The following is an 11,607-nucleotide window of genomic DNA, read 5'->3' on the forward strand; positions in this document are numbered from 1 at the left end:
TTGGATGGCAAGTGGCCAGCGCCTTCGAGGTGCTTCGCCGTGTTCCGTTTGCCTGCCTTCCTGACCGCCACCCTAGTGGCTTGTCCGGTCGTGACGCTACACGGGCAGAATTTCTGCATGCTGGCCAGTATCAAGCCGCTCTAAAGTCCGCTACCGGAAAGCGCTGTTTAGCGGTGAGAGACGGGGAAAGTGCGGAAGCTACTACCGACGCAAGCGATGTGGTGAGCAGTCCTCAGGTATGTGCGAAATTGCACTCCTCTTGACCACCAATTTGGGTTGGCGTTGACCACGGATTGCGTTCAACTTGACCAGGGCGTGTCACTGTCACGACCGTCAGAGAACGGCCAAAAACGGACACCGCCAACCCGTTGGAAAAAAAACTGAGCGTTGCTTTCCGTTAAGTTTGGTAGTTGCAAGCCCCGTTCAGGAAGAATTGCTCGATCAACGCCGCCATACCTGCGCGTGCGATACGGCCGCGGCGCTCGGCGTCTACCAGGCCGAAGATCAAGGAGGAGAAGATTTCGGTAAGCGCCGGGGCACCGATATCGATACGGAATACGCCCAGTTTTTGCCCGCGGAGAAAGAACTCGTCCAGCGTTTCCGAGTAAGGCAGCCATCGGCAGCCGCCTGCATCTAAATCAAACGTGTCCGGGCGCCACTGGAATGAGAGGAATACCAACAACTCCCTGTGAATCAAATGGCCTTCGATCAGACGATGCAATGCGTCCAAGGGCGCCGCCTCAAGATCGGCATCGGCAATGACCCTATAAATAACCACCGAACCATGATTCAGAAGCATCTCGATCAGGTTGTCGCGGGTGCCGCAAAACCTGTTGAGCGTCGCCTTGCTGACCCCCGCTGCCTGGGCTATTTCTTTGAACGTGGCTCGCGGGTGGTCAACGATGGCGATCGCCAGGGCCTTCAGCAATTTCTCATCGGCAGCAGTTAAATCCATCGGTCACTCTTTATCTATCGCGGGCAGATGCGGGTATTTTGCCTAGAACACTCATTTTTCTCAAAGAGGATACTAGCTTTGTTCACACCAAAATCAAATGAGTCAATATTGACTTATTTGATTTTTGCGTGGATCATGCGCGGCTTCGACTACGTACTGGCTTCGCGCTTGGGTGAGATATGAACAAATTCCGCGAATGGATCACTTTTTCCGTGATCTCCTATTTGATCGCCGTGACCCTGGTTGGCTGCGACAAGCCCGAAGAGCAACGGGAAGAGGCGCCAGCGCGTGAAGTCGATGTGCTCAGCGTGAAGACCGAGCCCTTCACAGTGTTCGCCGAGCTACCAGGGCGCATCGAGCCGGTGCGTGTCGCCGAGGTGCGCGCGCGGGTGGCGGGGATCGTGCTCAAGCGCACCTTCGAGGAAGGGGCCGACGTGAAGGCCGGTGACGTGCTGTTCCAGATCGACCCTGCGCCGTTCAAGGCGGCCCTGTCGCGGGCGGAAGGTGAACTGGCTCGCGCCGAGGCGCAGCTGTTCCAGGCTCAGGCGATGGTTCGCCGTTACGAACCACTGGTGAAGATCGACGCCGTCAGCCAGCAGGATTTCGACAACGCCATGGCCGCTCTGCAGAGCGCCCAGGCCGACAAGCGCTCGGCCCAGGCCAATGTCGAAACTGCCCGCCTGGACCTGGGTTATGCCGAGGTTCGCGCCCCCATCGCCGGGCGTATCGGTCGCGCCCAGGTCACCGAAGGGGCTCTGGTAGGCCAGGGCGAAGCCACGCTGCTGGCACGTATCCAGCAACTCGATCCGGTGTACGCCGACTTCACCCAGCCTGCTGCCGATGCCCTGCGCCTGCGCGCGGCAATCGCCGAGGGCAAGGTTGCCGGTGCGAGCGACCAGCCGCTGTCGCTGCGTGTCGACGGTACCGATATCGAGCGCAAGGGCACGCTGCTGTTCACCGATATCTCGGTGGATCGCAGCACCGGGCAGATCGCCCTGCGAGGCCAGTTCGACAACCCCGAGGGCGTGCTGCTGCCGGGTATGTACGTGCGTGTGCGCACACCGCAAGGGCTCGACCAGAACGCCATCCTGGTGCCGCAACGTGCCGTGCAGCGTTCGGCTGACGGCCAGGCCAGCGTGATGCTGCTGGGGGAGGGCGATACCGTCGAGGCGCGCCAGGTCACCACCGGTGCCATGCAGGGCTCGCGCTGGCAAATCAGCGAGGGCCTGCAGGTCGGCGACAAGGTGATCACCAGCTCGCTGGCGGCTATCCGTCCGGGCGCCAAGGTCATCCCCCGCGAGCAAGATGCCGCCGAAGCCGCTCCACAGTCCCAGGTGCAGTAAGCCGGAGAACCTCTCATGTCCCTGTTTTTCATCCGGCGCCCCAATTTCGCCTGGGTAGTCGCCCTGTTCATCTCGCTGGGTGGCCTGCTGGCCATCCCGTTCCTGCCGGTGGCGCAGTACCCCAACGTGGCGCCGCCGCAGATCACCGTGACCGCCACCTATCCCGGCGCTTCGGCGCAGGAGCTCACCGACTCGGTGACCAGCGTCATCGAGGAAGAACTCAACGGCGCCAAGAACCTGCTGTACTTCGAGTCCACCAGCAACGCCAACGGCATCGCCGAGATCACCGTCACCTTCCAGCCAGGGACCGACCCCGAACTGGCCCAGGTTGACGTGCAGAACCGTCTGAAGAAGGCCGAGGCACGCATGCCGCAGGCCGTGCTGACGCTCGGCATCCAGACCGAGCAGGCCACCGCCGGCTTCCTGCTGATCTATGCGCTGAGCTACACCGATGGCGACAAGGACGCCAACGTCACGGCGCTGGCCGATTACGCCGCGCGCAACATCAACAACGAAATCCGTCGCGTGAACGGCGTCGGCAAGCTGCAGTTCTTCGCCTCCGAGGCGGCCATGCGCGTGTGGATCGATCCGCAGAAGCTGGTCGGCTACGGCCTATCCATCGATGACGTGAACAACGCCATCCGCGCGCAGAACGTGCAGGTGCCGGCCGGTGCCTTCGGCAGCACGCCGGGTTCCAGCGAGCAGGAGCTGACGGCGACCCTGGCGGTCAAGGGTACCCTGGACAACCCGCAGGAATTCGCCGCCATCGTGCTGCGTGCCAACCAGGACGGCTCGCGCCTGACCCTGGGCGACGTGGCGCGCATCGAGGTCGGCAGCCAGGACTACAACTTCGGCTCGCGCCAGGACGGCAAGCCCGCCGTTGCCGCCGCCGTGCAGCTGTCGCCCGGTGCCAACGCGATCCAGACCGCCGAGGCGGTCAAGCAGCGTCTGACCGAGCTGTCGGCCAACTTCCCGGACAACGTCGAGTTCTCCGTGGCGTACGACACCTCGCGCTTCGTCGACGTGGCGATCGACAAGGTCATCATGACCCTCATCGAGGCCATGGTGCTGGTGTTCCTGGTGATGTTCCTGTTCCTGCAGAACGTGCGCTACACCCTGATCCCGTCCATCGTCGTGCCGGTGTGTCTGCTCGGTACGCTGACCTTCATGTACCTGCTTGGCTTCTCGGTGAACATGATGACCATGTTCGGCATGGTGCTGGCCATCGGCATCCTGGTGGACGACGCCATCGTGGTGGTGGAGAACGTCGAGCGGATCATGGCCGAGGAAGGCCTGGCGCCGGTGCCGGCGACCATCAAGGCGATGGGGCAGGTGTCCGGGGCGATCATCGGTATCACCCTGGTGCTGTCGGCGGTGTTCCTGCCGCTGGCCTTCATGGCCGGCTCGGTGGGGGTGATCTACCAGCAGTTCTCGCTGTCGCTGGCGGTGTCGATCCTGTTCTCGGGCTTCCTCGCGCTGACCTTCACCCCGGCGCTGTGCGCCACGCTGCTCAAACCGATCCCCGAAGGCCATCACGAGAAGACCGGTTTCTTCGGCTGGTTCAACCGCAAGTTCACCGCCCTGACCGGCCGCTACACCAAACTCAACGGCAAGCTGGTGCCGCGCGCCGGGCGGGTGATGTTCATCTACCTGGGCGTGGTGGTGCTGATGGGTTTCTTCTACCTGCGCCTGCCGGAATCCTTCGTGCCGGTGGAAGACCAGGGCTACATGATCGTCGACATCCAGTTGCCGCCAGGCGCCACCCGTGAGCGCACCTCGGCCACGGGTGAGGAGCTGGAAGAGTTTCTGATGGCCCGCGAGGCCGTGCAGACGTCCTTCCTGGTCCTCGGCTTCAGCTTCTCCGGCATGGGTGAGAACGCGGCCATTGCCTTCCCGCTGCTCAAGGACTGGTCCGAGCGAGATTCTTCGCAGTCGCCGGAAGCCGAGTCGGCTGCGGTCAACCAGCACTTCGCCAACCTCGATGACGGCGCGATCATGGCGGTGCCGCCACCGCCGGTCGAAGGCCTGGGCAACTCGGGTGGTTTCGCCCTGCGCCTGCAGGACCGCGCCGGCCTTGGCCGCGATGCCCTGTTGGCAGCGCGCGATGAAGTGCTGGGCAAGGTCAACGGCAATCCGAAGTTCCTCTACGCCATGATGGAAGGTCTGGCCGAGGCGCCGCAGCTGCGCCTGGTGATCGACCGTGAGCAGGCGCGCACGCTGGGAGTCAGCTTCGAAGCGATCAGCAGCGCGCTGTCCACTGCGTTCGGCTCGTCGGTGATCAACGACTTCGCCAACGCCGGCCGCCAGCAGCGCGTGGTGGTACAGGCCGAACAGGCCGAGCGCATGACACCGGAAAGCGTCCTGCGCCTGCATGTGCCCAACGACAGCGGCAGCCTGGTACCGCTGAGTGCTTTCGTCACCACGAGCTGGGAAGAAGGCCCGGTGCAGGTCGCGCGTTACAACGGTTACCCGTCGATCCGCATTGCCGGTGACGCCGCGCCCGGCGTGAGCACTGGCGAGGCGATGCTCGAACTGGAGCGCATCGCTGCCGAGCTGCCCGAAGGTATCGGTTACGAGTGGACCGGGCTGTCGTATCAGGAGCGGGTCGCCAGCGGGCAGGCGACGATGCTGTTCGCCCTGGCCATCACCGTGGTGTTCCTGCTGCTGGTGGCGCTCTACGAGAGCTGGGCGATCCCGCTGACGGTGATGCTGATCGTGCCGGTCGGCGCACTCGGCGCGGTACTGGCGGTGACTGCTATCGGCCTGCCCAACGACGTGTACTTCAAGGTCGGCCTGATCACCGTGATCGGCCTGGCGGCGAAGAACGCCATTCTCATCGTCGAGTTCGCCAAGGACCTGTGGGAAGACGGCTACTCGCTGCGCGATGCTGCTGTCGAAGCCGCGCGCCTGCGTTTCCGCCCGATCATCATGACCTCCATGGCGTTCATGCTCGGCGTGGTGCCGCTGGCCATCGCCACTGGCGCCGGCGCTGCGAGCCAGCGCGCACTGGGCACCGGGGTGCTGGGCGGGATGCTCAGCGCGACCATGCTCGGGGTGATCTTCGTGCCGATCTTCTTCGTCTGGGTGCTGTCGCTGCTGCGCACCAAACCTCAGCAAACCGACAACCATCCCCTGCATAAAGCGGAGTAATGCGATGACCTCTCACTTCATGCTCCGTCGCGCTCTGCTGCCCCTGGCCATCGCCGCCCTGGCGGGTTGTTCGCTGGCCCCGACCTACGAGCGCCCGCAGGCACCGGTCGCGTCGCACTGGCAAGCCGCCGACGCGGAGGGCACCCGTGCCCAGGCGCTGGACTGGCAGACCTTCATCGTCGATGCCGACTTGCGCCGCGCGGTGGATACGGCGCTGAGCAACAACCGCAGCCTGCGCCAGGCGCTGCTGGATATCGAAGCTGCGCGTGCCCAGTACCGCATCCAGCGTGCTGATCGCCTGCCTTCGATCAACGCCAATGCCAGCGGCAACCGCCAGCGCCTGCCTGCCGATCTGTCGCAGACCGGGCGCTCGGAAGTGACCAGCAACTATCAGGTCGGCCTCGGCCTCGCGGAGTACGAAGTCGACCTGTTCGGCCGCGTGCGCAACCTCTCCGAGGCCGCGCTGGAGACCTACCTGGCGACCGAGGAGGCGACCCGTGCCACGCAGATCAGCCTGGTTGCCGAGGTCATCCAGGCCTACCTGACCCGCGATGGTGCGCTACGCCGCATGGCCCTGGTCGAACAAACCCTGGACAGCCGCATGGCCTCGCTGGAGCTGGTCAGCCAGCGCCGTGCAGCGGGGGCCGCCACCGCCCTGGATTACCAGGAAGCGGTCGGCCTTGCCGAACAGGCTAGGGCCGAGCGCGAGAGCACCGAACGCCAGTTACGCCAGGCGGACAACGCCCTGGTCCTGTTGCTCGGCACGCCAGATGCCGCTCGCCTGCTGCCCGCGACGCCCCGCGACGACCTGATGGTGCTGCAGGACATCGCCCCCGGCACCAGCTCGGAACTGATCGAACGGCGCCCGGACATTCTCGCCAGCGAGCACCGCCTCAAGGCGCGCAATGCCGATATCGGTGCAGCTCGCGCCGCGTTCTTTCCCCGGATCAGCCTGACCGGTTCGGTGGGCAGCTCCAGTGCCGAGTTGTCCGGATTGTTCGATGGCGGCTCGCGGGCCTGGAGCTTTGCCCCGACGCTGTCGCTGCCGATCTTCGCCGGTGGCCGCAACCGCGCCAACCTGGACCTCGCCGAAGTGCGCCAGGACGCGGCGGTGGCCGACTACGAAGGCACCATCCAGACCGCCTTCCGCGAAGTGGCCGATGCCCTGGCCGCCACCGACACCCTGCGCCGCGAGGAGGCTGCCCGCCAGGCTCTGGCCGGTTCCAGCGAGGCTGCGATGGCCCTGGCTAAGGCGCGTTACGAGGGCGGCGTGGACGACTACCTGCGTTATCTTGACGCCCAGCGCAGCACCTTTAGCAACCAGACCACACTAATTCAAATCAGCACGGAACGGCAGATTGCGCTGGTTGACCTGTTCAGGTCTCTGGGCGGTGGCTGGGGCCAAACTGAACCGATGGCCGGGATCGGCGCTGAGTGAGCAAAGCCAGGAGTCCTGCATCCGAAGACCGGACTCTGGCTCCATCACCGGTGAGCTACTGGTCATCGACGGGGCAATCGTCTGATCGAGAATAAGACTGTCTGACGACTGGCAGGCCTATGGATTATTGGTGGCAGCAGCTAACGGCTCTATAAAGAGCTGCAAAAAATCACTGTAACGCATGATTGACTGACTGCTTCTGGCCGGTTTCTGCCTGTTGCGTCTCTGCTGCCCACTGGCCAAGTCGGATGCACGCGGTGGTCAGTACCAATGCAATTGACTGGTCAAATGGGTGCAATTGCGCAGGTATGGACTTCAAGCCCCAATTTCCTGGAAAAGAGGTTCTTTCTATGGACATCCGACATCAGAGATTGAGTAGCGGAATGTCTGAGCTGAAGTCATGTCCATGGCTGTTCTTCTTTCCTTTACGTTGATGAAGCATTCCTGTCACTGTCGGAGTCGTTTGCCGGGGACCTGACAGCCTATGGACAACAGATCCGGCAGCGAGTGTGGCAGTGGACCGGCCTAACGGTAGGGGTTGGGATCGGCCCCACCAAGACCCTCGCCAAGCTGGCCAACTATGCAGCCAAGAAGTGGCCTGCCACGGGCGGCGTCGTGGACTTGCGTGACGAGCTGCGCCGTGCCCGGCTGATGGCTATCACCCCGGTGGACGAGGTGTGGGGCATAGGACGGCGCTTGGGGGCCAAGTTGGTGGCACAAGGCATCAACACCGTGGCTGACCTGGTGGCTAGCGACGCCAAAGGGTTACGCGCCCAATACGGCGTGGTGGTCGAGCGAATCGTACAGGAGCTGCGTGGCCTGCCTTGCGCAGAGCTGACCGTTGAACCGGCGGCGAAGCAGCAGATCCTCTCGAGCCGTTCCTTTGGTGAGCGCGTGACTGACCGTGGAGAAATGGCCCAAGCGTTGTCAGGCTTTATGGCTCGCGCAGCCGAGAAGTTGCGGGCCGAGGGGATGTGTTGCCAACGGGTGCACCTGTTCGTGCGAACCAGCCCCTTTGACGAACGAGCTCCTTACTACAGTGAGCAGGCTGGCGTCCGACTGGTCTGCCCTAGCGATGATACCCGGTTGCTGCTGCAGCAAGTGAACGTGCTGCTACCGCAGATTTGGCGCGACGGTTACCGCTATCAGAAGGGGGGCGTCATGCTGAGTGAGTTCACCCCCAAGGGGCAACAACAGGCAGATCTGTTTGCCCCGTCCTCCGCTCAATCGGACGCGCTGATGGCAGTGATGGACCAGATCAAAGCCAAGGGATTGGGGCGAGTAGGCTTTGCCAGCCAAGGTACGGGGTCGCCTGAGTGGATGATGCGACAAGAGCTCCTGAGCCCCTGTTACACCACCCGCTGGGAGGACCTGCCGGTGGCCAGGTAAGTGGATACAGTAATGTGCCTACCGTTTGCTAGATGTGGTACCCCACGTGGTACCCCAATACGAGGTTTTAGGATGATTTCTCAAGATCGACAAGTCGCGGCAGCAGAGCTTAAAGAAGGTGCAACCGCAACCCGATTTGCTATCAGCTCTAAACATGGTAACGGGTTTGCATATTCCGGCCGATCATGAACACCGATTCTGGTTCAACGTGAACACCATTTCCGGACCAACGTGAACGCTCATTCCGGTTCAACCTGAACACTTTGCACCTCCTTTCCGGAAACAGTGTTCAACATCCCGGAATCACTGTTCACATTCACCAGAATCATCCTTAACGCATTGATTTAACAACCTTTGATACGCTCTCCCTTTTGCCAGGGAAGAGCCTATGTCTGCCAAGAGGATTGCAATGCGTAAAATTCGTGAAGTGCTGCGACTGCGGCTGGAAGCTGACCTCTCTGTTCGCCAGATAAGTTGCTGCACCAAGGTCAGCGTTGGCTCCATCCAGAAACTCCTCAAAAGTGCCCAGACGCTCGGCCTGACCTGGCCTTTACCTATCGAGCTTGATGATGGCCAACTGGCGGCCCTGTTCTATCCGCAGGCCGATACCACCATCTCGGCCCGCCATGTTGTACCGGATTGGCCCTCTGTCCATCAGGAGCTCAAGCGCAAGGGGGTCTCCAAACAGCTGCTCTGGGAGGAGTACACCCAGCGCTATCCCAATAGCTGTTACAGCTACTCCCAGTTCTGTGACCGTTACAAGTCCTGGTGTCAGTTGCAAAAGCGCTCCATGCGCCAGATCCATAAGGCGGGGGAAAAGCTCTTTATCGACTACTGCGGGCCCACGGTGCCCATCGTCTCGCCGACTACGGGTGAGGTCCGTCAGGCCCAGATCTTTGTCGCCGTGCTCGGTGCGTCCAACTACACCTTTGCCGAGGCCACCTGGTCCCAGTCACTGCCGGACTGGCTGCAAAGCCATGTCCGTGCCTTTGAGTTTTTCGGTGGTACACCGGCACTACTGATCCCCGACAACCTCAAGAGCGGTGTCAGCAAGGCTTGCCGATACGATCCCGAGCTCAACCCCAGCTACCAGCAGTTGGCCGAGCATTATCAGGTGGCGGTGATGCCAGCTCGTCCTTACAAGCCCAAGGACAAAGCCAAGGCCGAGGTGGGTGTGCAGATCGTCGAGCGCTGGATCCTGGCCCGTCTACGCCATCAGACCTTCTTCTCGCTTGCCGAGCTCAACCAGTGCATCCGGGCTTTGTTAAATGAGCTCAACGAGCGCCCGTTCAAGCAACTGCCCGGTAACCGACGCGAGGCGTTTGAGCAGTTGGACCGCCCGGCACTGGGGTCACTACCGGTGCATCCCTATCGCTATGTCGCCATCAAAACGGTCAAGGTCAACATCGACTATCACGTCAGCTATGAGCAGCACCATTACTCGGTGCCGCACCAGTATGTGGGTCAGCAACTGGAGCTCCATGCGGGCGATACCCTGCTTCAGGTTTATCACCAGCAACAGCTGGTCGCGAGCCATCCGCGTAAAACCATCCCGGGAATGAGCACACTCCCTGAGCACATGCCGGAACGTCACAGCAAGCAGCAACGCTGGACGCCAGGGCGTCTTAAGCAGTGGGCTGCCGACATCGGACCGGGCACCTTGTGCTGGGTTAGCGAACGGCTGGCAGAGAAAGCCCATGCCGAGCAGGCATACCGACTCTGCCTGGGACTGCTGAGTCTTAGCCGGGAGTATCCGCCATCACGAGTCGAAGCCTGTTGCCAGCTGGCCAACCGGGAAGGACTGGTGCGGCTCAAGCTGCTCAAGCCGGTGCTGACCAGTGGCCGCGACCAACTGCCCGCAAGTCCGCTCAGTTATCCAGAACTGCCGCAAGAGCACGAGAACATCCGCGGCCCCCAGAGCTTCCACTAGAGAGGATACGTCCCATGACCCAACAAACGCTGACCCGCTTGAGACACCTGAAACTGACTGGCATGGCGGATGCCGTGCAACAACAACTGGAACAGGCAAGTACCTACGAAGGGCTGCCCTTCATCGAGCGGCTAAGCCTGCTGGTCGAACACGAACAACTGAGCCGGGAGCAGCGTAAACAAGCTCGGCTGGTCAAGCAGGCGAGGCTCAAACTCCAGGCCACGGTGCAAGAGGTGGACTACCAGTCTGCACGCAACCTGGAGCGGTCACAGGTGGCAAACCTGGCCCAAGGAGAGTGGCTGCGCCGGGGCCAGAACCTGCTCATTACCGGCCCCTGTGGCTGCGGAAAAACCTACCTAGCCTGTGCGCTGGGCTACCAAGCCTGTCAGCAGGGGCACAGCACTCGTTACTACCGGCTGCCGCGTCTGCTACTTGAGCTGAGCCAGGCCAAGGTAGATGGCAGTTACGCCAGACTGCTGGGTCAACTGGCAAGGATAGAGCTGCTGATCCTGGATGACTGTGGACTGGAAGCGGTGAATGCCGAGCAGCGCAACGCCCTGCTGGAGATCATGGATGATCGGTACGGGAAATACTCGACGGTCGTGGTCAGTCAGCTGCCAACGGAAGAGTGGTACGCGAGCTTGGGGGACAACACTCTGGCAGATGCGATCCTGGACCGGCTGATGCACAACGCTCACCGGCTGTCACTGAAGGGAGAATCGATGAGAAAGAGGAGAAGTGAGTTGACCCAATCTGAACACTCGAGTTAGAAACGGGGTGACGTGAGCGCGTTAAGGATCAGGGTGTTCACGTTGGCCGGAATGGCTGTTCAACTTCGCCGGAATACGCAGAATGTGAAGAACTCGCTGCGGGGCAGTTGTCATAAGCTCGGAGCGAAGCATTTACCAAGGCATCTTGCGGAATACTGCTTCCGGTTTAATCATCGTTTTGACCTCAAGAGCATGTTGGTTGAATTGGGGCATGCAGTCATGGCAAGCCCTCCGATGCCATATCGGCTCTTGAAGCTGGCTGAGGGTCATGGGTAATCAGGAACCGAAATTGTCCGTCGCGTAGAACAACTCTTTGCCTATGCCGATACCATCGAGCAGCAGGCCAAGACGGCCAAAGCGCGGGTCGATAACCTGACCCAGGCCATTCTGGCCAAGGCATTTCGTGGCGAGCTGACCGCCGACTGGCGCGCAGCCAACCCGGACCTGATCAGTGGCGACAATAGCGCCGCCGCCCTGTTGGCTCGCATTCAAGCCGAGCGGGCCACTGCCAAGCCGCGCAAACGGGCAACCAAAACATCCGCGACGTAGGTTCGATTAGCGAAGCGTAATCGGACGCACGAGAAACCGCCGCCCTGCTGGCCCGCATTCAGACCGAGCGGGCCACCGCCAGC

At 61.8% G+C, this 11,607-nt stretch carries 7 protein-coding genes and 2 pseudogenes; 7 read left to right on the forward strand and 2 right to left on the reverse strand.

Going from position 1 to position 11,607, the window contains the following annotated elements:
* Nucleotides 1-397: 397 nt before the first annotated feature.
* Complete coding sequence (locus OKC43_RS17620) at nucleotides 398-955, reverse strand: TetR/AcrR family transcriptional regulator (RefSeq protein WP_090519109.1); 558 nt, start codon at nucleotides 953-955, stop codon at nucleotides 398-400.
* Nucleotides 956-1,134: 179 nt separating this feature from the next.
* Between OKC43_RS17620 and OKC43_RS17625 the strand changes: the two genes are divergently transcribed.
* The 7 genes and pseudogenes from OKC43_RS17625 to OKC43_RS17660 form a co-directional block, all read left to right on the forward strand.
* Complete coding sequence (locus OKC43_RS17625; RefSeq protein ID WP_088903431.1) at nucleotides 1,135-2,298, forward strand: multidrug efflux RND transporter periplasmic adaptor subunit TMexC2; 1,164 nt, start codon at nucleotides 1,135-1,137, stop codon at nucleotides 2,296-2,298.
* Between the two features lie 15 nt (nucleotides 2,299-2,313).
* Complete coding sequence (gene tmexD, locus OKC43_RS17630) at nucleotides 2,314-5,448, forward strand: multidrug efflux RND transporter permease subunit TMexD (RefSeq protein WP_101618153.1); 3,135 nt, start codon at nucleotides 2,314-2,316, stop codon at nucleotides 5,446-5,448.
* Between the two features lie 4 nt (nucleotides 5,449-5,452).
* On the forward strand, nucleotides 5,453-6,886 hold the full coding sequence (locus tag OKC43_RS17635) for a multidrug efflux transporter outer membrane subunit TOprJ2 (protein WP_088903432.1): 1,434 nt from the start codon (nucleotides 5,453-5,455) through the stop codon (nucleotides 6,884-6,886).
* A 429-nt stretch (nucleotides 6,887-7,315) separates the two neighbouring features.
* Nucleotides 7,316-8,275, forward strand: a pseudogene (locus tag OKC43_RS17640) (DinB/UmuC family translesion DNA polymerase); the annotation flags it as partial.
* Between the two features lie 388 nt (nucleotides 8,276-8,663).
* Nucleotides 8,664-10,205, forward strand: coding sequence for an IS21-like element ISAs29 family transposase (istA, locus tag OKC43_RS17650; RefSeq protein ID WP_201976375.1), 1,542 nt, complete (start codon nucleotides 8,664-8,666; stop codon nucleotides 10,203-10,205).
* Between the two features lie 14 nt (nucleotides 10,206-10,219).
* Nucleotides 10,220-10,975 carry an IS21-like element ISAs29 family helper ATPase IstB gene (gene istB / locus OKC43_RS17655; protein ID WP_270657354.1) on the forward strand — a complete coding sequence of 252 codons (756 nt, stop codon included), beginning with the start codon at nucleotides 10,220-10,222 and terminating at the stop codon, nucleotides 10,973-10,975.
* 81 nt (nucleotides 10,976-11,056) lie between these two features.
* A pseudogene (locus OKC43_RS17660) lies at nucleotides 11,057-11,251 on the forward strand (IS1595 family transposase); the annotation flags it as partial.
* On the opposite strand, the gene OKC43_RS17665 reads toward OKC43_RS17660, so the two are convergent.
* Nucleotides 11,252-11,467, reverse strand: a complete 216-nt coding sequence (locus OKC43_RS17665) for a hypothetical protein (RefSeq protein WP_042649076.1) — start codon at nucleotides 11,465-11,467, stop codon at nucleotides 11,252-11,254.
* Nucleotides 11,468-11,607 lie beyond the last annotated feature (140 nt).

It is taken from the genome of Aeromonas sp. Y289-2 (genome assembly GCF_027705925.1).
GTDB lineage: Bacteria > Pseudomonadota > Gammaproteobacteria > Enterobacterales > Aeromonadaceae > Aeromonas > Aeromonas veronii.